Below are 21,374 nucleotides of genomic sequence, written 5' to 3' on the forward strand. Positions count from 1 at the left end.
CGCACGGCGCCCCGGCTCGTCAACGGCCCGCGGTCCGCAGACCGTTGACCACGAGGTCGGTGACGCGGCGGTCCCGGTCCAGTTCCCGGCCGAGGGTGTCGCCTCCGACGCGCCAGAGGAAGCCCATCAGCAGGAGCACGTCCTCCGGGGCGAGCCCGGGGCGGACGCTGCCGTCCGCCTCGCAGGCGCGCAGCAGCGTACCGACGGCGCCGACGACACGGCCGCGGGTCTCGTGGACGACGGTGTCCTGGGCCGCCGCGCCGTGCAGGGCCTCGCCGAGTCCGTGCCTGTCGCGGACGCAGTCGGCGACGGCCGTGAACCAGGTGCGGAACGCCTCCAACGGGCAGTGCGCGGCGAGGACGTCGTCGACGGAGTCGATCAGGCGCTGGACGTCGTGCCGGTAGACGGCCAGGACGAGGGCCTCGCGGCTCGGGAAGTGCCGGTACAGCGTGCCCGCGCCGACGCCCGCGCGCTTGGCGATGGTGTTGAGCGAGGCGGTACCCGATTCGGCGAAGGTGTCCCGGGCCACCCGCAGGATGTGCTCCCGGTTCCGGAGCGCGTCCGCGCGCCGGCGGGCGTCCGTACCGGTCACGGGGCCTCCCCCATCGCGTCGTCGGGTGCGGTGGAGCCCGCCCCGCCGCGAGGGTGCTCCCGCCGGGAGCGTACTCCAGGCCCATCGCCCGTCACCCGCGGTGATCGGCCAGGTCGGTGGCGCGTGGCCGCGGCGTCCCGGTGTCAGTCGCGTCCGGGTGTCAGTCGCAGTCCGTGAGGCGCCGCAGCACCCGGCCCGCCTCGAGGACCTTGCGCACGTCCTCCGGCGGCAGGGTGGCGAGGCGCGCGGCGAGGGCCTCTGCCTCGCCGCGGGCCATCCGGACGAGTTCCCGCCTCCCCCGCGCGGTCATGACCACCCGGGTGGCACGGCCGTCGGCCGGGTCGGGTTCGCGGCGGACCTGCCCGCCCGCCTCCAGCCGGCCCACCGCGGCGGTGATCGTGGGCTGGGTGCACGCGGCCCGCCCGGCGAGGACGCCGACACGGCAGGGGCCGTACTGGTTGAGCAGGGCGAGGACGATGAGCGGGGTCGGCTGCACCCGCGGCTCCGGGCGGGCCCGGCGCAGCAGCCGCACCAGGCGGTGCAGGGAGACCACGAATTCCAGGGCGTCGTCCTCGCCGACCGCCGCCATCGTCCGCCCCCTCGCTTCGTCCGCGTCGGGTCAGGGAATCCCGATCGTCGGCGCGTACAGGTCCATCCACAGCGCCAGGTCGAGGGCGCGTTCCAGGCCGTGCCGGGCGGCGTGGGTGCTGACCGGGGTGTCGGTCCTCACCGCGTCCTCCAGCCAGGTCCGGCTGACCAGGTCGAACACCGGGTGCGTGGGCTTGGCCAGCAGGTCCTTGGCGTTCTCCTGGAGCGCGACGAAGTACTTCGGGTCCTGGGTGGAGGGATAGGGGCTCTTGACCCGGTCGTAGACGGAACGGGGCAGCACGTCGGCGGTGGCCTCGCGCAGCAGGCTCTTCTCCCTGCCGTCGAAGGACTTCAGCGACCAGGGCGCGTTGTAGACGTACTGGACCAGTCGGTGGTCGCAGAACGGGACCCTGACCTCCAGCCCGTTGGCCATGCTCGCCCGGTCCTTGCGGTCGAGGAGGATGCGCACGAAGCGGGTGAGGTGCAGGTGGCTGATGACGCGCATCCGGTACTCGAAGTCGCTCTCGCCGTCGAGGCGATCGACCCCGGCGACCGCGCGCCGGTAGCCGTCGTGGACGTACCCCTCCAGGTCCAGGGCCTTGGCCACCTGGTCGGTGAGGATGTTGCCGTCGTCGCCGAACTCGGTCGAGAACCGCACCAGCCAGGGGAAGGTGTCGGCCCTGCGGGCCTCCTCGTCGAAGAACTGGCGGTAGCCGCCGAAGACCTCGTCCGCGGACTCGCCCGAGAGGGCGACGGTGGAGTGCTGCCGGATGGCCTTGAACAGCAGGTAGAGCGAGGAGTCCATGTCCCCGAGCCCGGCCGGGATGTCGCGGGCGCGGATCACCCTCGCCCGCACCTCGGGATCGGCGAGCTGGTCGGAGTCGAGGACGATGTCCTGGTGCTCCGTCCCGCACAGCTCGGCGACGTCGTGGACGAACGGGGTGTCGGGCGTCCCGCGCAGGCTGTCGGGGACGAAGTGCTCGGTCTGGCCGACGAAGTCGACCGCGAAACTGCGCACCCTCTCGCCCTGTTCGCCGAGCTGCCGCGCCGCGAGCGCGGTCATCGCCGAGGAGTCCAGGCCGCCGGAGAGCAGGGTGCAGCGCGGCACGTCGGAGACGAGCTGGCGGCGCACGATGTCCTCGAGCAGCTCGCGCACGCGCGCGATCGAGGTCTCCTTGTCGTCGGTGTGCGGCTCGGTCCGCAGCGACCAGTAGACGTGGGTGCGGATGCCGCCCCGCCCGACGGTGACCACCGTGCCGGGCTCGACCTCGCGCATGCCGTCCCAGATCGCGTGACCGGGAGTCTTGACGAAGGCGAAGAGCTCCCGCAGCCCGTCCAGGGTCACGCGGCGCGGGACGAGGGGGTTGGCCAGGATCGCCTTGGGCTCGGACCCGAACAGCACGCCGTCGTCGGTCGGGTAGAAGTAGAACGGCTTGATCCCCATCCGGTCGCGGATCATCACGAGCTTCTGCTCACGGCTGTCCCAGATGGCGAAGGCGTACATGCCGTTGAGCCGTTCGGCGACGCCCTCACCCCACTCCAGGTAGCCGCGGAGCACCACTTCGGTGTCGGAGGTGGTGGTGAAGCGGTGGCCGCGCGCGGTCAGTTCCTCGCGCAGTTCGGCGAAGTTGTAGGCCTCGCCCGAGTACACCATCGCCACCGCGCCGCCCTCGGGTGCCTCGGCGCTCATCGGCTGCCGGCCGCCCGGCAGGTCGATGATCGCGAGCCTTCGGTGTCCGAGCGCGGCGGGCCCGTCCACCCAGGTGCCGCGGTCGTCAGGCCCGCGGCAGGCCATCGTCTCGGTCATCGCGTCGACTGTTGCCTGCTCGTTCCGCAGGTCCCTGCGGAACGAGATCCATCCGGCGATTCCGCACATGCGTATGCCTCCGGGCTCAAGCTGTGCCCGACCGTCGTCCGCTGCGTCACGGATCGGGTTGGCCCTGGCCGACTCCGCGGCGCGATTGTCACTCCGAGTGATATGTATCGGGCACCTATCAATCGAGTCTCCGTCGGCTCCCGCCGGGCGTCAAACGCCCGCGCCGACCCCGTGCTCCACGAGGGGACCGACCGTCAGACCGGCCTCCCGGCAGGCCGTGACCAGCGCGGGGAGCGCCGCGAGGGTGGCCCGCCAGGACCCCGGGGCGGAGACGTGGTCGCTGTCGTGGAGCAGGACGGTGGCGCCCGCGCACAGATCGGGGCGGAGGGTCGCCAGCACGGACTCCGCGGTGGCGCCGGGCGTCCAGTCGCGGCCCCAGGCGCTCCACAGGACCGGGGTCAGGCCGGCGTGGCGGGCCGCCGCCCAGCGGCCGCCGGTGAGGATGCCGTACGGGGGGCGGTACCAGAGCGGCGCGGTGCCGCAGGTCTCGCGGACCGACCGGACGGCGCGGGCCAGGCCGGCCCGCTCGCGCGCGGCGTCCGGCAGCCAGGGGCGGTCGTGGGTCCAGCCGTGGACGGCGACCTCGTGGCCGCGCCGGACGGCCTCGCGCACGACCCGGGGATGTCCGTCCACCCGCGCGCCCAGGACGAAGAAGGTGGCCCGGACCGACAGTTCGTCGAGGGCGTCCAGGAAGCGCGGCGTGGAGACCGGATCCGGCCCGTCGTCGAAGGTGAGGGCCACGTGGTCGGGGCGCCCGAGGCCGGCCAGGGCGGGGAAGGCGCGGCGGCGCAGTCCGGGGAGCCAGGTGGCGGCCGGGACGATGTGGCCGGCCGCCAGGACACCCCCCGCCAGCGCGGCCCGCCGGACGTCGCCGCCGGGCCTCATCGCGGCCCGCCGTGGACGGGAGGGTGACGGCCCTGCGCCGTGTCCGGGCGGTGCCCCCGCGGCACGTCCCAGCCTCCGGCCACGGCGGGCGAGCGCGCCAGCCCGACGGCCCCGGCGGCCATCAGGGCGACGCCCGCCGCCTCGGGCACCACGTGCGCCCCGAGCGCGATCCGCTCCTCGAAGAGCACCCAGCCCAGCGCCACGCTCACCACCGCGTCCCCGATGGTGAGCACCGGCTGGGACGCCGCGAGGCTGCCGGCCCGCAGGGTCACCTGGAGCAGCAGCAGGCTGAGCAGCCCGACGGCGCCCGCCGCGTACAGCTGCCAGGAGGCGAACACCCGGGGCAGGCCGTCCGGGACGAGGCCCGTGACGTCCTTGACCAGCGCCGCCGTGCAGGCGAAACACACGGCGGTGGCGCACCCCAGGACGCAGGCCCGCGCGCCACCGCTCAGCGTCCGCCCGACGAGCCACAGGACGAGCACCAGCAGCGCCAGCGGCACGGCGGCACGCGGCCAGGTGCCCGGCAGTGCCTGCGCCTCGCCGCCGGAGGGCCTCGCGGCGCCGAGGAACAGGGCCAGTCCCCCGGCCAGCGCGAGGAACCACAACCAGGTCCCGGCGTCGGGCCGCCGGGAGAACGCGAGGCTTCCCGCCATCAGGGTGAACAGCAGCTCGGTCGCCATCAGCGGCTGCACGACCGACAGCGCTCCCACCGCCAGGGCGCTCGCCTGCAGGGCCCCGGAGACCACGAGCGCCGCCATCCCGGCCGCCCAGAACGGGCGCCGGACCAGTTCCAGCAGGTGCCGCAGCCGCCCGCGCACACCGCGCCCCGCGCCCTCTTCCTCCTCCTGCTGCAGGGCGGCGCGCCGCTGCAGTGCGGAGGCCGCGCCATTCGCGAGGGCCGCCAGCAGCGCCAGCACGACCGTCAGGACGGGCACCGCGTCATCCGTACTTGCCCGCGAGCCGCCGGTAGACCCACGGCATCACGCCGCGCACCGCGACCGGGATACGCAGCCAGCGGGGGACGTACACCTCGTCCCGTCCGCGGCGGATCGCGTCGGTCACCACCCTGGCCACCCGCTCGACGGGCATCGGGCGGGGCCGGGAGCGGGTGTACGCCACGCCCCGCCTCGCGAAGAACGGGGTGTCGACGACGCCGGGGACGACGTGGGTGATCCTGACCCCGCTGCCGGCCAGCTCGTAGCGGAGCGAGTCGGCGAAGGCGCCCAGTGCCGCCTTGGCCGCGGAGTAGACGGCCTCCTCGCGGACGCCGACGCTGCCCGCGAAGGAGCCGATCAGCACGATGTGGCCGCTGCGCCGGGCCAGCATGCCCGGCAGCACGCGGCGCACCAGTTCCATCGCCGATACGACGTCCACCATGAAGATCCGTTCGATGACGCCCTGCGGCATCGAGGAGAAGGGGCCAGCCCAGCCGATGCCCGCTCCGGCCACCAGCAGGTCGACCCGGCCGCCCGTCACGAGCGCGGCGTCGCGCACCAGCCGGCCGGTGCCACCGGGGTCCTCCAGGTCGGCCGGCAGCGCGGTCGCCGAGGTGCGCTCGGCCACCGCCCGCAGGCGCTCGTGGTCGCGGCCGCTGACCAGCAACCGCCATCCCTCGGCGGCGAGGCGGTCGGCGATCGCGGCGCCGATGCCCGAGGACGCGCCGGTGACCAGCGCGACCGGGGCCGGTCCGCCGCCCGCGTCTGCCGGGCCGCGCGCGGGCTCGCCGTGAACGGCCTTGCCGCCGGGGACCGCTTGGGGAGCGTGAGAGGTCATGGCACCGCTTTCTGTCCCTGCCGCTGCAGCTGCCGCCCGGGGCGGCCGGTGCGGCTCCCCCGGGGCACGTCCCCCTCCGGTCTCAGTAAACCGCCCGATCGCCGGACCGGCTCTGTGGGCGACCCCGCCGGGGAGACGCGGGGGGGGGGGGGGCGCCTCGGCCGTCGTACGCGTGGTGATACGGGCGCTTCGTTTCAAGACCGGGCAAATCGGTTAGACCCGAGTAGTCCGCGACTGGTGTACGAGGTGATCACGTGCCGGATGTGCTCGCAGCTGCCCCACCCGCCGCCCCCCGGCAGGTCGTGGTGTCGCGGTGACGCACACCGGGCGGGCGGGCCGTGCGCCCCGGCGTTTCCTCGTGCTCAGCGCCGCCATGGGCGCCGGTCACGACGCGGTCGCCGACGAGCTCGTCGCGCGGCTCACCGCCCGCGGCGGGCAGGCCCGCCGGGCCGATGTCCTGGACCTCCTCCCCGCACACGCCGGCGCGGCGCTGCGCGGGTTCTACCGCGCCACCGTCCTGCACCTCCCGCTGCTCTACGCGGGCATCTACGCGACGTTCCTGCGCCCGGGCGGTTCCCGCCGCACCCCCGGCCCGGGCGGGCTCGCCGGGCTCGCCGAGCGCGGGCTGGCCGAACTCGTCCGGCGCGAGCGGCCGGGACTGGTCGTCCCGGTGTTCCACCTGGCGGCCCAGCTCACCGGCGGGATGCGGGCCCGCGGATCGCTCCCGGTGCCGAGCGCGGTGGTCGTCACGGACTTCGACGTGCACAGCCAGTGGCTGCACCCCGGCAACGACCTGTACTGCTGTCTCACGGAGAGCGCCGCCCGCCGGGTGCGGGAGGCCACCGGCCGCCCGGCCGCGGCGACCGGCCCCCTGGTGGCCTCCCGCTTCCTGGCGCCCGCCCCGGACGCCGGGCCCTGGCAGCGGGTGTTCCGTACCCGGGCACCGGAGCGGCCGGTCGTCCTGCTCTCCGCCGGTGCCTGGGGAGCCGGCACACATCTGGCGGACACCGCCGCCCTGCTCGTCCGGGCCGGTTTCCTGCCGGTGGCGCTGTGCGGCGAGAACCGGCGGCTGCGGGCCCGGCTCTCCCGCGTCCCCGGGACGCTCGCACTGGGCTGGGAACGGGACATGCCCGCGCTGATGAGCGCGGCGGACGCGCTGGTGGACAACGCCGCCGGGCAGACCGCGCTGGAGGCGCTGGCCATGGGACTGCCCGTCGTCGGCCACCGCCCCATCCCGGGCCACGGCAAGGCCGGGGCGCACCAGATGGCCGCGCTCGGGCTGACCAGCTTCGCCCCCGACCCGTGGACGCTGATCGACGTCCTGGACGGCCTCACCCGTCCGCGCCGCGAGCGCCGCACCCCTTCCCCGGCCGCGGCCGCGCTCTTCGCCCCCGACACCGCGGCGCACCTGATGGAGGCCTGCGCACCGGACCCGGTCGCGGTCTGACCGCATGGACGCCCTGCTGCACGCCCTGTCCATCACGGGCGCCATGACCTGGGACATCACCTGGGCGCTGATCCTCGGCTTCGCGCTGTCCGCGGTCGTCCAGGCGGTGGCCCGCAAGCAGGGCGTCGCCGGCCTGCTCGGCGACGACCGGCCCCGGACGCTGGTGATCGCCGCGGGCCTGGGCGCCGCGTCCTCGTCGTGCTCCTACGCCGCCGTCGCCCTCGCCCGCTCGCTCTTCCGCAAGGGGGCGGGCTTCACGGCGGCGATGGCCTTCGAGATCGCCTCCACCAACCTCGTGGTGGAACTCGGCGTCCTGCTGGCCCTGCTCATGGGCTGGCAGTTCACGGTGGCGGAGTTCGTCGGCGGGCCCGTCATGATCGTCGTGATCGCACTGCTCTTCCGGCGCCTGCTGCGGCCGGACCTGCTGCGCGAGGCCCGCGCCCAGGCCGACCGCGGGCTCGCCGGGTCGATGGAGGGTCACGCGGCGATGGACATGTCCGTGCGCCGCGAGGGCCCGTTCCTGCGGCGCCTGCTGTCCCCCGAGGGCTTCACGGCCACCTCGCACGTCTTCGTGATGGAGTGGGCGGCGATCCTGCGCGACCTCGTGCTCGGCCTGCTCATCGCCGGCGCCGTCGCCGCCTGGGTGCCGGACTCCTTCTGGCAGGCCTTCTTCTTCGAGGGGCATCCGCTCGCGGCGAAGTTGTGGGGCCCGCTGATCGGGCCGCTCGTCGCCATCGCCTCGTTCGTCTGCTCCGTCGGCAACGTGCCCCTCGCGGTGGTCCTGTGGACCGGGGGCATCAGCTTCGGCGGCGTGGTGTCGTTCATCTTCGCCGACCTGCTGATCCTGCCGATCCTGAACATCTACCGGAAGTACTACGGCCGCCGCACGGCCCTCCTGCTCCTCGGCACCTTCTACGCCGCCATGGCCGTCGCCGGATACGTCGTCGAGCTCCTCTTCGGCGCGCTCGGCCTGATCCCCGACCGGTCGAGCGCCCACGTCCCCAGCGGCGGCGTCCACTGGGACTACACGACGTGGCTCAACATCGCCTTCCTCGCGCTCGCCGCCGTCCTGCTGGCCCGCTTCCTCGCCACGGGCGGCCGACGCATGCTGCGCATGATGGGCGGCTCACCGGCGGGCGGGAACTGACCATTTCCCGCCCGAACCGATTGGCATATGAAAAGACAGTCGTGAATACGCCGAAAAGGCGCCTCTCTTCACGCCGTGGCGCTCACCTGAAAGGTAGACATCGCGGCTGAAGTCTTGTCGTTCAATCACCCTTATGGGTTACTTCGAGTGTCCGTACGAGCGGCATTCGACTTTGCAGACGGACGTGGGCAAGCCCCTGTTCAGGCGGCAACTCACACCTGACAGGTTGTTCTCCTCGGGAGCCGGCTCGCACCACCAGGTACGTGTGCGGACCGAAAGCCCTCATCGCTGCTCGGAAATGTAGCGCATTCCGAGCGAGGAGGAACCCCATGCCCATCAGCCCGAACCAAGGATCAAGCGGTGGCGGCACATTGGTCACCATCACCGGCGTCAACCTCGCGGGCGCCACCGCCGTGCACTTCGGAACGCGGCTCGCGACCATCACCGCCAACACGCCGACGAGCGTCAGCGTCGTCTCGCCTCCGGCAGCGGGGCGGTCGGCGTCACCGTCACCACCGCCGGCGGAACGAGCAATCCGCTCCCGTTCTACTACATCGGGGCGCCGTTCAAGCAGAGCCTCAGTCCGACCGGCGGACCGTCGGCAGGGGGGCAGACGGTCACCATCAAGGGCACCGGGCTGTACACCGCGACGAGCGTCGCCTTCGGCGCCAACACCGCGGTGCGGACCGTGGTGTCCGACGGTGAGATCACGGTCGTCGCACCGGCCGGTACCGCCGGGTCGGTGAGCGTCAGCGTCACCACTGCCGGCGGCACCAACAACGGGTTCTCGTACACCTACTTCGACGCCCCCACGCTGACGACCGTCACCCCGGCACAGGGTCCGGCCTCCGGCGGCACCTCGGTGACCCTGATCGGCACGGCACTGACCAGCACCAGCGCGGTCACCTTCGACGGCAACCCGGTGGCCTTCACGGTGATCAACGGCAACGTGGTCTCCGTGATCGCTCCTCCGGGGACCGTCGGTGCCGTCGACGTCGCCGTGACCACCGACGGGGGCACCGCCACCGCGATGGGCGCGTACACCTACCTCGCGGGTCCGGGCATCTGAGCCCACCCGCGCCCTCCCGGGCCCCGGCCCGGACGACCCGCACGGGCCCGGACGCCCGGCCCGTGCGGGCGCCGAGCAAGGACATCGACAGGCCCCCGGGCCGGTCCGACATCGTACGGAGATCCCGTGAAAGACACAGCACACCCGGCGGCGGCACACCCGACCGCCGTCGCCGCCGCCCCCGTCCTCACCTCGGCCGTCCCCAACACCGGCCCCGCGGCGGGCAACAACAACGTCGTCCTGGGCGGCAGCGGCTTCACCGGAGCCACCGCCGTCAAGTTCGGCGCCACCGCCGCGGTGGGCTACACGGTCAACTCGGCCTCGCAGATCACCGCGGTCGCCCCGGCGGGAACGGGATCCGTCGCGATCACCGTCACCACACCGGGCGGCACCAGCAACTCGGTGACGTACACCTACACGGCACAACCCGTTCTCGTCTCCGTCTCACCGACTCAGGGGCCGACCGCCGGCGGCACGACGGTCACCCTGACGGGTTCGGGCTTCACCGGAGCCACCGCCGTCACGTTCGGCACCACCGCCGCGACGTCGTACACGGTCAACTCGGCCACCCAGATCACCGCGATCGCCCCGGCGGGAACGGGATCCGTCGCGATCACCGTCACCACACCGGGCGGCACCAGCAACGCCGTCTTCTTCTTCTATCTGGGCGCACCCGTCCTCGTCTCCGTCTCGCCGGCTCAGGGGCCGGGTGCCGGCGGGACGACGGTCACCCTCACCGGCACGAACCTCAGCGGGGCCACGGCGGTCGGCTTCGGCGCCACGCCCGCGACCGGCTTCACCGTCGACTCCCCCACGCAGATCACCGCGGTCGCTCCGGCGGGAACGGGAACCGTCCCGGTCACCGTCACCACACCGGGCGGCACCAGCAACTCCGTCGGCTACACATATGTGGGGTCCCCGGTCCTCACCCTCCTCACCCCCTCGCTGGGACCGACCGGCGCCGGAAGCGGCGTCACCCTCACCGGCACGGGGCTGACCACGACGACCGCCGTGCACTTCGGCGCCGCATCCGCGGCGTTCACCGTGCTGTCCGACACCGCCGTCGCCACCGTCGCCCCGACGGGCGCCCCGGGCACCGTCGCGGTCGACGTCACCACATCCGGCGGTACGAGCAACTCGCTCCCCTACACGCGTGTCGCGGCTCCGCAGATCTAGGCGGAGACCGCAGGTCGGGAGGGCGGAGGCCGGCTCGCTCCACGTGCGGGACCCGGCGCGGCGACGTAACGTGACGATCCATGACCAACTGTGACATTCCGCTCACAGTTCGAACAAGGAGCCTGTCTCGTGAAGCCCTGGGATACGCGAAAGACATGGACGGCCGCAGCCTTCGCCGCGATAGCCGCGGTCGTGGGTGTCTCCTCGCCGGCGGCGGCGGCCGATCAGTCGACGACGACGCTCCTGGTATCACCCACGACAGCCGTCGCCGGGTCGCCCGTGCAGCTGACCGCGAGGGTGTTCTGCCCCGGGGAGCCCGGCGGTGGCAACGGCCTCGGCGTGACCTTCTTCGACGGTGGGGACCTCCTGGCGACGCAGAAGGTCGTGGCCAACGGGTTCGCCAGCTACGTGGCCAGGTTCGCGAGCAGCGGGACACACACGATCACGGCCGCGTACAACGGGAACGTCAACTGCTATGCCTCGAACACCACGGCGACGGTCACGGTGACCCCTGCCGAGTACTGCGCCTACGGCACCGACCCGTGCCGGGACGGCCAGGGACGTCCGACGGGCTCGCACGACTGCCCGTCCCGTCGATCGGCCCCGGGGATCGACCAGGCCGCTCGGCCGTCCGGCTCGCACGACCGGTGCCGGTCCTGGTGAATCCGGTGTGAGGGCGGCCGTCGCGCACGCCGTCCACCGCCGCCGTCCGGGGCGCCGGGAGCCTGTGGTCTCATGGGCGGCGTGAGCCGCGCCGCTGAAGAGACCAACCGCCGGATGCTCCGGGCACGGGACGCGATGGACCGCGCGTACGCGCAGCCGCTGGACGTACCGGCGCTGGCGCGGATCGCCCATGTGTCGGAGGCGCACTTCACGCGCACCTTCCGGGCCACGTTCGGCGAGACGCCGCACCGCTACCTGCAGCGCCGCCGGGTGGAGCGGGCGATGTTCCTGCTGCGGGAGAGCGACCGCAGCGTGACCGACATCTGCTTCGAGGTCGGCTTCGGCAGCCCGGGGACCTTCAGCCGCACCTTCCGGGACATCGTGGGCACGTCGCCGCGGGCGTACCGCAAGCAGACGACGGCGGTGGACGTGCCGACCTGCTTCGCCAAGGCCTGGATGCGGCCGCGCGCCTGATCGCCGGCGGAGGCCGACCCGGCGGGCCCGGCGGACCGAGCAGTTTTGGATAAGTTTTCCTCCTGCCCGGCCAGTAGCGTGATGTCCATGTTCAACGCCATCACGCACTCGCAGATCTACGTCCTCGACCAGGACGAGGCCCTCGACTTCTACGTCGGCAAGCTCGGCCTGGAGGTGAACGCCGACGTCGACCTGGGCTTCATGCGCTGGCTCACGGTGAGCGTCCCCGGCCACCCGGAGCGCCAGATCCTGCTGGAGAAGCCGGGCCCGCCGGCGATGTCCGAGGAGACCGCGCAGCAGGTCCGCGAGCTGGTCACCAAGGGCGCCATGGGCGGCCACCTGATCTTCAGCACCGAGGACTGCCGCAAGACGTACGAGACGCTCCGGGACCTCGGCGTGGAGTTCACCGAGGAGCCGACCGAGCGCCCTTACGGGATCGACTGCGGTCTGCGCGACCCCTTCGGCAACAGCATCCGCTTCACGCAGCCGAAGGCCTGAGACGCGGCCGCCGCGGGCGCCCCGCGATCCGTCCCAACCGACTGCCCCTCCCGGACGTCTGTATCGCACGTCCTTCCGCCCGGAGGGCCCGTGTCACCCGGCACGCGGCCTCCCGGGCGTGCAATCGGCGTCCCGAGGAGCAGCATGCCGTCACATGAGCCACCCCGTTCCGCGCACTTCCACCGGCCGCTCCTCGCGGCCGCCCTCGTCGCCGCGGCCGTGCTCGTCACGGCCCCCGCGGCGGACGCCTCCGGGGCCGTCCCGCCGGCCACGACCGCCGTGGCCACCCACGACCAGGCGGTCACCCGGGCCGAGCGGCGGGCGGTCCTCGACTACTGGACGCCGGAGCGGATCGCGGCGCTGACCCAGCCGTCGTCCGCCAAACCGCCCAGAAGCGGCCCCGACGGCGCCCCGTGGACGGGCAGGAACGCCCTCGCCCGTACGGTGGGCCGGCTGTTCTTCAGCGACCACGGCGAGGACGCCAGTTGCACCGCCACCGTCGTCGACAGCGCCAACGGCAGCACTGTGGTCACCGCGGGGCACTGCGTGAACAACACCGACCTCGTCGGTGAGGACAACCAGTGGACCCGGAACGTGCTGTTCGTGCCCGGCTACCGCGACGGACGGGCGCCCTACGGGAAGTTCACCGGCCGACTGGGTGTCGTCGCCCCCGCCTGGCTGGAGAACGACCAGCAGCACGGTGAGGTGTACGGCGCCTACGACCAGGCATTCGTCGTCCTCAACACGGACGCGCGGGGCCGGACCGTGCAGGCCGCGGCCGGCGCGGCGCAGAAGATCGGCTTCGACCGGCCCGGGGGCCGGACGGTCCACCAGTTCGGATACCCCCGCTCGGCCTCGGACCCGGACCGCGAGGGCCTGCCCGAGTACACCGGCGAGCGGCTCGCCTACTGCAGCGGCCGGGCCGAACAGGTCGTCGGCACTCCCGAGTTCCCCGCCGCGAAGGGCCTGTGGGGGGCCGAGTGCGTCATGGGCGGTGGCTCCAGCGGCGGCCCGCGGATAGCCGGTCTCGACCCGGAGTCCGGCGTGGGCACCGTCGTCGGCGACAACTCCGAGGGCAGCCGGCTCGACGCCGGGGGCAACGCCTGCGATCCCTGGGAGCCGGCCCCGGACTGCACCCGCCGGCTCGTGGGCCCGCAGTTCACCTCCGCCGTCACCGGGCCGCTCTACGAGCGCGCCGGGCGCGCCACTCGCTGAGCGGCCGGCACCGGCCACACGGTACCTCCCGGCCGCCGCCGGGAGGTACCGTTCGCGACGTTCGCCCAACGACGGCCGGGGCCGGTCGCGTTGGGCCCGCAACCGGTCACGGACGAGGCCTCTCCCCGGGGCCGGGTGGGCGTTAGTCTGTGCCATCTCATTGCACGGGCCATCGAGAACGGGGGGCGTGGTGTCGGCGTTCGTGTTCCTGCGTCTGCGCGCGCATCGTCTTCTGCTCGGCGCCGCGGTGCTCTCCGTGCTCCTCACCACCTGCGCGGTCGCGGCGCTCGCCGCGTTCAGCTCGGCCGTGGGGGACGCCGGTCTGCGCCGCGCGCTGCAGGAGCAGTCGGCCGCACGGACGCTGGTCGAGATCACCGCCGACGTGAACGGCAAGGACCCGGACGCGGCGGACAGGGCCGTGCGCGGGACGTTGACCGGCGCCTACGACGGCCTGCCGGTCTCCGTCGCCGGCGTCACCCGTTCCGGCCCGTACGGGTTGCCGACGGCGCTCCGCCCGCCCGGTGCCCCGCGCACCGCGGACCCGGACCTGACGGTGCTGTCGACGCTGGACCGGGCGCGGGTGACGATGGCCGAGGGCACCTTGCCCGGTCCGCCCGCGAACGGCGGCCCCGTCCCGGTGGCACTGCCCGAAGCGGCCTCCGCGGCGCTGAAGGTGCGCACCGGGCAGGTGATCTCCTTGACCGACCGCCTGCACCGCGGCACGCTGCGGGTGCGCGTGACCGGGACATACCGGCCGGTCGACCGGTACGCGCTGTACTGGCGGCTCGACCCGCTGGACGGCCGCGGCGTGCGCACGCTCTCCTTCACCACGTACGGGCCGATGCTCGCCGACCCGGCTGCCTTCGGCCCCGGCGGCGTCCCGGCGGTGGAGATGGCGTGGCAGACGCACGGGGACTTCGCGGCGATGACCACGGCCCGCGCCGACGACGTCAGCGGGAGCGTCCGGCGGACCGTGCAGCGGCTGGACACCCTGCGGGCCGCGAACTCCGTCACGGCGGACAGCGAACTCCCCGACCTGCTCGCCGAGTTGCGCGGCACCTTGCTGGTCAGCCGGTCGACCCTGCTGATCAGCGTGCTGCAGCTGATGCTGCTGGCCGGGCTGTCGCTGCTCCTGGTCGCCGGGCTGCTCGCGGAGGAACGTTCCGGCGAGACGGCGCAGTTGCGGGCCCGCGGCGGCTCGCGCGCCCAGATGACCGGCCTCGCCGCCGCCGAGGCCCTGCTGCTGGCCGTACCGGCCGCGGTGCTGGCCCCGCTGCTGACCGGGCCGCTGGTGCGGCTGCTCGCCGGTCACGGGGCGCTGTCCAGGGCGGGGGTACGGCTGGAGCCCTCGCCGGTGACCGCCTGGTGGGTGGCGGCGCTCACCGCGTTCGCCTGCGCCCTCGCCGTCGTCGGGCCCGTACTGCGGCACTCGGGGACGTACGCGCAGCAGCACTCGGCACGGCGGCGCCGGCGGGCGCTGCCCGCCGCCGCGCAGGTGGGTGCGGACGCGGGCCTGGTGCTCGTGGCCGGTCTGGCCTTCTGGCAGTTGTCCCGTCGCGAGGCGGGCAGCGGAGCTCTCAGCACGGACACCTCGGGACGGCTGGGACTGGACCCGGTCCTGGTCGGGGCGCCCGCGCTGTGCCTGCTGGCGGGTGCGGTGCTGGCGCTGCGGCTGCTGCCGCTCGCGGCCCGGCTCGGCGAGCGCCGCGCAGCGAAGGCCCGCGGGCTGCCGGCGTCCCTGGTGGGCTGGCAGCTGGCGCGCCGTCCGGGACGCGGGGCGGGGCCCGCCCTGCTGCTGGTCTTCGCCGTGTCGATCAGCATGTTCGCGATCGGGGAGAACGGCAGCTGGACGCGGTCGCAGGCCGACCAGGCGGACTTCGCGGTCGGCGCCGACCTGCGCGTGTCCGGCTCCGCCACGCCCGCGTTCGGACAGGGCGGCATCTACGACGACATACCCGGCATCGCGGCCGTCACCCCGGGCGTCCGCGACACGGTGTCCCTGCCCCGCGACCGTGACGCGACCGTCGTGGCCGTGGACACCGCCTCGGCCGCCCGGGTCCTGCGGCTGCGCGACGACCTGTCCGCCGAGCCCCTCGCCGACCTCATGCGGCCGCTGCGGGCGGACGGCGGCCCCGCGGCCCGCGCCGCCGGGTTCGTCCTGCCCGACGGCACCGACCGGCTCCGCCTGACGGTCCGGCTCCGCTCCCTCGGTGCCGGGGACCGTACCGTCGCCGGCACCGTGACCGACCGGCTGTACGTGACGCTGACCGACCGGTACGGCGTCCCGTACACGCTCCCCCTGGGCGAGGTCCGGGCCGACGGCGGACAGCACGTGCTGGAGGCCGACTTCGCGACCCTGACGGGAGGGGCGCGCGGCGCGGGCCCGGCCGGGCCGCTGCGTCTGACCGCTCTCAGGGCCGAGTACGCGGTGCCCCCGCGGAACGAGCGGCACAGCCTGACCGTCACCGCCGTGCACGCGGTGACCGGCGGCGGCGTACGCGAGGTGCCCCCTCCCGCCACGACGGACTGGTCCGCCCGCGCGCGGATCGACAACCCAGACTTCCCCGAGGCCCCGGGGCTCGGCTACCGCCCCGCGCACGCCGTCGGGCCCAGCTCCGCCACCGGCACCCCACTGACCGTCCGCTACGACACGGGCGAGGAACCCTTCCAGAGGGACGCGCCGAGCGGCGCCGACGAGGCCTCCGTCACCCTGCGGGCCGGGCCGCGGCCGCCCTCGGTACTACCCGCCGTCGCGACCGACGCCTTCCTGAGCGCGATCGACGCGAAGCCCGGCAGCACCGTCCCGGTCGAACTGGGCGGCACCCGGCTGTCCCTGCGCATCACCGCGTCGGTCCACGCGCTGCCCACCACCGGGCGGGACGGCTCCACCGGCACCGGTGGCGGCGCCGTCCTGCTGGACCTGGCGAGCCTCGATCGCGCGCTCGCCTTCCAGGACCAGCGCGCGCTGCAACCCACCGAGTGGTGGCTCGCCACCGAGCCGGGCGGCGCTCCCCGGGTGGCCGCGGCCCTGCGGGCCCGGGGCGACGCCGCCACGATCGTGGTCCGCGACGAGGCGCGAGCGGAGTTGCGGCGTGATCCGCTGGGCGCGGGTCCGCTCTCGGCCCTGCCGGCGGCGGTGGTGGCGGCCGCGGTACTGGCCGCCGTGGGTTTCGCGGTCGCCGCGGCGGGTGCGGTACGGGAGCGCTCGGAGGAGTTCGCGGTGCTGCGCGCCCTGGGGGCGCCGCGGCGGTCGCTGGCCCGGGTGATCGCGGCCGAGCAGGGGCTGCTGGTGCTGACGGCGGTGGGGGTGGGGGCGCTGCTGGGAGCGTTGCTGACCCGGTCGATCGTGCCGCTGATCGTGCTGACGGCGCGGGCGGACAGCCCGGTGCCCGCGGTGCGGGTGGAGTTGCCTGCCGTGCCGCTGCTGGAACTGCTGGCAGCCGTGGCGGTGCTGCCGCTCCTGGCGGTGGCGGTGGCGGTCTTGCGCACGGCCGATCCGGTCCGCGCGCTGCGTCGGCAGGGAGGGGAGTGAGTTGACCGAGGTGCGTACGGCCCGGACGGCCTCGTGGACCTGGGCCCGCCTGCGGGCCGCCCCGGGCGGGGCGCTGGCGCTGGCCGCCCTGGTGCTGGTGACCGCGTTCCTGGCGGCGGCGCTGCCCCGCACCGTCGAGGGCTATGAGGACGCCGCGCTGCGGGACACCCTCCGGCGGGCCTCCCTGCCCGACCGCAGCGTCACCGCCACCTTGGACGTGTCCTTCGCCGGGGTGCGCGTCGGGGCCGGTTCGCCGTTCAGGGCGAGCTCCCTTGCCGCCGCCGAGAGCGCGTTCCGCAGTGTGGTCCGGCCGCCGCTGGCCCTGGACACCGCGCAGACCGTGTACGGGGTGCGCAACGCGGTGGCGGCGTCCGCGACCGATCCCGGCCTGCCGCGTCCGACGCAGAACCGCGATCCGCGGGCGACGCTCGTCTCGCAGGCGGGTCTCTCGTCCCGCTCCCGCCTCGTCGCCGGACGCATGCCCGCGGCGACCTCCGGGGAGCGCCAGGTGGAGGCGGTGGTGACGGCACGGACCGCGAAGGTGATGGGTCTGCGCGCGGGTTCCGCGGTCCACCTGCAGGACACGACCGGGGCGGGGCTGGCCGTGCGGATCACCGGGATCGTCGAACCCCGCTCACCGGGCGAGGCCTTCTGGAACGCCGAGCAGGACGTGCTCGCGCCGGCCCTGGTGAGCGTCCCCGGGCAGCCCGGCGACGATCCCGAGTACTACTGGCACTTCACCGCGCTGATCGGCCAGGACGCGGCCGGCGTGGTGCTCGGCCTGCCCGACGGCGCCCGCCTGTACTGGCACCACCCCGCCGACATCGGCGCGCTCTCCGCCCAGGACGTACCCGAACTGCGCGACCGGCTTGCGTCGCTGTCGGGTGGACCGGACTCCACCCGGCTGCGCCTCCTGACGGGCAATCAGGACATCACCGTGGGGCAGGACGGACTCGCCGAACTGCTCGGGCCGTTCGCGCGCGAGCGCGAGGCGGCCGCGCCCCTGGTGCTGATCGCCACGGTGGGCGTGGGATCGGTGGCGGGCATCGTGCTGCTGATGGCGGGCGGCCTGTCGGCGACCCGTCGCCGTACCGAACTGCGCCTGCTGCGCGCTCGCGGGAGCAGCCTGACGGGTCTGTGCGCCCGGCTGCTGACGGAGAGCGCGGTCGTTGTCGTCCCCTGCGCGGCGGCCGGGGTGCTGCTCGCGCTGCTGCTGGTGCCGGCCGAACGCACGGCGGCCTCCCTGCTCGCGGGGGCGCTGGTGGCGGCGGTCGCCGTGCCGGCGCTGCCGCTGCGGGCCGTGGTGCTCACCCGCCGGGTGGGACCGGAGCAGCGCGACGACCTCGTGCAGACCCGGCCCTCGCGCCGCCGTACCGTGGCGGAGCTGACGGTGGCCGTCGTCGTGACCGGTGCCGTGGTGGCGCTGCGGCGCCGGGGCACGACGGACGGCGGCGCGGACCTGCTGACCGCCTCGGCACCGGTGCTGGTCGCGGTCGTCGGGGCGCTCGTCCTGCTGCGGTTGTACCCGCTGCCACTGCGGCTGCTGTCCCGTCCGGCGGCCCGGCTGCGGGGCACCGTCCTGTACCTGGGGCTGGCTCGGGCCGGCCGCACGCCCTCCGCCACGGCGCTGCCGCTGGTGGCCGTGCTGGTGGCGCTGGCCGTGACGTCCTTCGGCGGCTCGGTCCTCACCGGCGTCGAGAGCGGCCGCGACCAGGCCGCCACTCGCACGGTCGGCGGCGACGCGCGGATCGACTCGCTCACCACGCTGCCGGCGGGACTGGACGCGCGGGTCCGGCGGGTGCACGGCGTGCACGGCACCTCGCCCGTGCGGATCGAGACGGGCCTGTCGACGATCCCGGCCGGCACCTCGTACGACCTGGTGGTCGTCGATCCGGCGCGTTACGCCGCCCTGGTGGCGGCCACGGGCATCGGCGCGCCCTTCTCCGCCTCGACGCTGGAGCGCGAAGGCGCCGGGCCGCTCCCCGCGATCGTCTCCCCCGGGCTGGCAGCGGAGTTCGGCAGGACGACCTCGACCGTGCAGGCCTACGCGGGAGCGACGCCGGTGCGCACGGTCGCCGTGCGCGACGTGACACCGGCCGTCCCGGGCGGCGACTTCGTGATCATCTCCGCCGCCGGGCTGGCCCGAGCGCACCCCGAGACCGCCCACTCCTCCGTCCAAGGCGCGACCGCCCTGTACGTCACCGGGCCGGGGGTGGACGGACGGGCACTGAAGGCCGTCGCGCGCGCCGCCTCATCGGACCTGACGGTGGCCCTGCGCTCGGCGGAACGCGCCTCGTTCACCTCCTCGGCCCTGCAGACCGGCGCCCGTCGGGTGTATCTGGCGGCCGTGGCGGCGGGCGCCGGCTACAGCGCACTGGCCCTGCTGCTGTCCCTGATGGTGCACACACCGCAGCGCAAGGCGCTGCTGGCCCGGTTGCGGACGATGGGCATGACGAGCCGTCAGCGGCAGTGGCTCGCCGTCCTGGAGACACTGCCGCAGGTGTTGCTCGGTGCGCTGGGCGGCATCCTGGTCAGCCTGGCCACGGTGCCGCTGCTGCGTCAGGGGGTCGATCTGACCGCGCTGGCCTTCTCCGCGGCCGAGGTCACCGGAGTGTCCGAGGCGGTACTTCGCACGGACCCGCTGTCGCTGCTGCTGCCGTCGGCCTCGCTGGTGGTCCTGGCCTGCGTGGTGCTGGCCGTGCAGGCCTGGCTGACAGGACGGCGGGGAGAAGGAACCGAACTCCGGATGGGGGAACGATCATGAGTCAGGACACACCGGGGACGGTGGAACGCGGCGGCACGACGCTGGCGGACCTGGAACGACGCGTCACCGAGAACCGCGAGCAGCCCGCCTACGGGCACGACGCCCTGATCGTCTGCGACCGCCTGGTGCGGATCTTCACCGCCCAGGGCGTGGAGGTCCAGGCCCTGCAGGGACTGGACCTGCTGGTGCAGCAGGGCGAACTGATGGCCCTGGTCGGCGCGTCCGGCAGCGGCAAATCCACCCTGCTCAACATCCTCGCCGGCCTCGACACCCCCACCGCCGGCGCCGCCTCCGTCGCCGGCTTCGACCTCCTCACCCTGAACGCCGCCGACCGCCTGCGCTACCAGCGCGAAGTCGTCGGCTTCGTCTGGCAACAGACCTCACGCAACCTGCTGCCCTACCTCACCGCCCTGCAGAACGTCGTCCTGCCCATGCGCCTCTCCGGCCGCGTCAAAGGCCGCACAGCACGCGCCGACCGCGCCACCGAACTACTCGACATGCTCGGCGTCGGCCACTGCGCCCACCGACGCCCACAGCAGATGTCCGGCGGCGAACAACAACGCACCGCCATCGCCGTCGCCCTGGCCAACCACCCCTCCCTCGTACTCGCCGACGAACCCACCGGCCAACTCGACTCCGCCACCGGCGAACAGGTCTTCGCCGCATTCCGCACCGCCAACGAACAACTCGGCACCACCATCGTCGTCGTCACCCACGACCAGGCCGTCGCCACCGCCGTCGACCGCACCGTCGCCATCCGCGACGGCCGCACCGCCTCCGAAGTCCTGCGCCGCACCAGCGTCGACGACGAAGGCCGCACCACCGTCCACGCCAGCGAATACGCCACCGTCGACCGCTCCGGCCGCCTCCAACTCCCCCGCGACTACACCCACGCCCTCGACATCCGCAACCGCGTCATGCTCCAACTCGAACCCGACCACATCGCCGTCCGCCCCGACGACAACGCCGAGGGCACGCCGAGCTCGTAGCTCCACTGTCGGTGGCGGGTGCGACCATCGTTCCGGCCGAAGGAGGCGAGCGAGCGGGATGCAGTCGTTGAGCGAGGCGTGGAACCGGGTCGAGAACTGGCTGACGGCAGAGGCACCACTGGTCCGATCAGCGCTGCGCCCTGGCACCACGCCGGCGGAACTCGCGGCGGCCGAGGAGAGCATGGGGCTCACCATCCCGCACCAGCTGGCCCTTCTACTGCGACTGCACGACGGTGCGGAGGACACCGAAGCCGGGCGATTCCTGCAGCGGAAGCGTCTGCTGCCGCTCCGGGAGATCGTGTCGATGCACAGCACGCTGTGCGCCCTTCTCGACAGCGACGATCTGGTGGGCACGTGGTGGCACCCGCAGTGGATCCCGTTCGCCGCCAACCACGACGCATGGAGCAGGCTCTACCTCGACGTCCGGTCGGGGGCCGGGTACGGCTCGGTGAGCACCTACTTCATGGAGACCGGCGGCGGCGGTCACCCATGGCCTTCCCTGACCGCGTACCTCGAGGAACTCGCCGCGTCACTGCAGGGCGGCACGCCCATGGTCCACCACGTCCCGCGGGTGACGGACGAGGGTCTCCTCGTCTGGGACCACCGACCGCCCGCCGTCCGGCCGCAGTTCGCAAGGCGGCGACGCGCGCGGTAGGCGTGATCGGCGCTGCGCCCCGCCCCGCGCC

The 21,374-nt window shown here is 74.1% G+C and carries 17 protein-coding genes and 1 pseudogene; 12 read left to right on the forward strand and 6 right to left on the reverse strand.

What is annotated here, in order from left to right:
• Nucleotides 1–19: 19 nt before the first annotated feature.
• The 6 genes from OIE69_RS05970 to OIE69_RS05995 all read right to left on the reverse strand — a co-directional run bounded on the left by OIE69_RS05970 (nt 20) and on the right by OIE69_RS05995 (nt 5,714).
• The gene (locus OIE69_RS05970) at nt 20–592 is read right to left on the reverse strand and encodes a TetR/AcrR family transcriptional regulator (protein ID WP_326570885.1); all 573 of its coding nucleotides are present in this window, start codon (nt 590–592) and stop codon (nt 20–22) included.
• A 160-nt stretch (nt 593–752) separates the two neighbouring features.
• The gene (locus OIE69_RS05975) at nt 753–1,181 is read right to left on the reverse strand and encodes a MarR family winged helix-turn-helix transcriptional regulator (protein WP_326570886.1); all 429 of its coding nucleotides are present in this window, start codon (nt 1,179–1,181) and stop codon (nt 753–755) included.
• A 30-nt stretch (nt 1,182–1,211) separates the two neighbouring features.
• Nucleotides 1,212–3,056 (reverse strand): asparagine synthase (glutamine-hydrolyzing), encoded by a 1,845-nt coding sequence (gene asnB, locus OIE69_RS05980; RefSeq protein ID WP_326570887.1) that lies wholly within the window; start codon nt 3,054–3,056, stop codon nt 1,212–1,214.
• Nucleotides 3,057–3,206: 150 nt separating this feature from the next.
• Entirely contained in the window at nt 3,207–3,941 is a 735-nt protein-coding gene (locus OIE69_RS05985; RefSeq protein WP_326570888.1) for a polysaccharide deacetylase family protein, read from the reverse strand.
• Nucleotides 3,938–4,876, reverse strand: coding sequence for a DMT family transporter (locus OIE69_RS05990; RefSeq protein ID WP_326570889.1), 939 nt, complete (start codon nt 4,874–4,876; stop codon nt 3,938–3,940). Before OIE69_RS05990 ends, OIE69_RS05985 begins: the two co-directional genes overlap by 4 nt.
• Nucleotides 4,877–4,880: 4 nt before the next feature.
• Nucleotides 4,881–5,714 carry an SDR family NAD(P)-dependent oxidoreductase gene (locus tag OIE69_RS05995; RefSeq protein ID WP_326570890.1) on the reverse strand — a complete coding sequence of 278 codons (834 nt, stop codon included), beginning with the start codon at nt 5,712–5,714 and terminating at the stop codon, nt 4,881–4,883.
• A gap of 313 nt (nt 5,715–6,027) precedes the next feature.
• Here OIE69_RS05995 and OIE69_RS06000 point away from each other — a divergent pair, with 313 nt between their 5' ends.
• From OIE69_RS06000 to OIE69_RS06055, 12 genes and pseudogenes are all read left to right on the forward strand, one after another.
• On the forward strand, nt 6,028–7,161 hold the full coding sequence (locus OIE69_RS06000) for an MGDG synthase family glycosyltransferase (RefSeq protein ID WP_326570891.1): 1,134 nt from the start codon (nt 6,028–6,030) through the stop codon (nt 7,159–7,161).
• Between the two features lie 4 nt (nt 7,162–7,165).
• Entirely contained in the window at nt 7,166–8,308 is a 1,143-nt protein-coding gene (locus tag OIE69_RS06005) for a permease (RefSeq protein ID WP_326570892.1), read from the forward strand.
• A gap of 329 nt (nt 8,309–8,637) precedes the next feature.
• A pseudogene (locus OIE69_RS06010) lies at nt 8,638–9,377 on the forward strand (IPT/TIG domain-containing protein).
• Between the two features lie 126 nt (nt 9,378–9,503).
• Entirely contained in the window at nt 9,504–10,553 is a 1,050-nt protein-coding gene (locus OIE69_RS06015; protein ID WP_326570893.1) for an IPT/TIG domain-containing protein, read from the forward strand.
• A 129-nt stretch (nt 10,554–10,682) separates the two neighbouring features.
• Nucleotides 10,683–11,216, forward strand: a complete 534-nt coding sequence (locus OIE69_RS06020; RefSeq protein ID WP_326570894.1) for an Ig-like domain-containing protein — start codon at nt 10,683–10,685, stop codon at nt 11,214–11,216.
• A 72-nt stretch (nt 11,217–11,288) separates the two neighbouring features.
• On the forward strand, nt 11,289–11,690 hold the full coding sequence (locus OIE69_RS06025; RefSeq protein WP_326570895.1) for an AraC family transcriptional regulator: 402 nt from the start codon (nt 11,289–11,291) through the stop codon (nt 11,688–11,690).
• Between the two features lie 87 nt (nt 11,691–11,777).
• The gene (locus OIE69_RS06030) at nt 11,778–12,188 is read left to right on the forward strand and encodes a VOC family protein (RefSeq protein WP_326570896.1); all 411 of its coding nucleotides are present in this window, start codon (nt 11,778–11,780) and stop codon (nt 12,186–12,188) included.
• A 144-nt stretch (nt 12,189–12,332) separates the two neighbouring features.
• Nucleotides 12,333–13,403, forward strand: a complete 1,071-nt coding sequence (locus OIE69_RS06035) for a trypsin-like serine peptidase (protein WP_326570897.1) — start codon at nt 12,333–12,335, stop codon at nt 13,401–13,403.
• Nucleotides 13,404–13,593: 190 nt separating this feature from the next.
• On the forward strand, nt 13,594–16,935 hold the full coding sequence (locus OIE69_RS06040) for an ABC transporter permease (RefSeq protein ID WP_392567465.1): 3,342 nt from the start codon (nt 13,594–13,596) through the stop codon (nt 16,933–16,935).
• 10 nt (nt 16,936–16,945) lie between these two features.
• A complete protein-coding gene (locus OIE69_RS06045; RefSeq protein ID WP_326580998.1) occupies nt 16,946–19,699 on the forward strand; it encodes an FtsX-like permease family protein in 2,754 nt (917 codons plus the stop codon).
• A complete protein-coding gene (locus OIE69_RS06050) occupies nt 19,696–20,688 on the forward strand; it encodes an ABC transporter ATP-binding protein (RefSeq protein WP_326570899.1) in 993 nt (330 codons plus the stop codon). The genes OIE69_RS06045 and OIE69_RS06050 overlap by 4 nt, the downstream gene beginning before the upstream one ends.
• 58 nt (nt 20,689–20,746) lie before the next feature.
• Entirely contained in the window at nt 20,747–21,343 is a 597-nt protein-coding gene (locus tag OIE69_RS06055) for an SMI1/KNR4 family protein (RefSeq protein ID WP_326570900.1), read from the forward strand.
• Nucleotides 21,344–21,374: the final 31 nt, after the last annotated feature.

This window comes from Actinacidiphila glaucinigra (assembly GCF_035918135.1).
Lineage (GTDB): Bacteria > Actinomycetota > Actinomycetes > Streptomycetales > Streptomycetaceae > Actinacidiphila > Actinacidiphila glaucinigra.

Bases quoted from the DNA above. Each gene is read 5' to 3' on its own strand.
- OIE69_RS06025 (WP_326570895.1), top strand. From the start codon at position 11,289: ATGGGCGGCGTGAGCCGCGCCGCTGAAGAGACCAACCGCCGGATGCTC.
- OIE69_RS06055 (WP_326570900.1), top strand. From the start codon at position 20,747: ATGCAGTCGTTGAGCGAGGCGTGGAACCGGGTCGAGAACTGGCTGACG.
- OIE69_RS06005 (WP_326570892.1), top strand. From the start codon at position 7,166: ATGGACGCCCTGCTGCACGCCCTGTCCATCACGGGCGCCATGACCTGG.
- OIE69_RS05985 (WP_326570888.1), bottom strand. From the start codon at position 3,941: ATGAGGCCCGGCGGCGACGTCCGGCGGGCCGCGCTGGCGGGGGGTGTC.
- OIE69_RS06030 (WP_326570896.1), top strand. From the start codon at position 11,778: ATGTTCAACGCCATCACGCACTCGCAGATCTACGTCCTCGACCAGGAC.
- asnB (WP_326570887.1), bottom strand. From the start codon at position 3,056: ATGTGCGGAATCGCCGGATGGATCTCGTTCCGCAGGGACCTGCGGAAC.
- OIE69_RS05975 (WP_326570886.1), bottom strand. From the start codon at position 1,181: ATGGCGGCGGTCGGCGAGGACGACGCCCTGGAATTCGTGGTCTCCCTG.
- OIE69_RS06050 (WP_326570899.1), top strand. From the start codon at position 19,696: ATGAGTCAGGACACACCGGGGACGGTGGAACGCGGCGGCACGACGCTG.
- OIE69_RS05995 (WP_326570890.1), bottom strand. From the start codon at position 5,714: ATGACCTCTCACGCTCCCCAAGCGGTCCCCGGCGGCAAGGCCGTTCAC.
- OIE69_RS06035 (WP_326570897.1), top strand. From the start codon at position 12,333: ATGCCGTCACATGAGCCACCCCGTTCCGCGCACTTCCACCGGCCGCTC.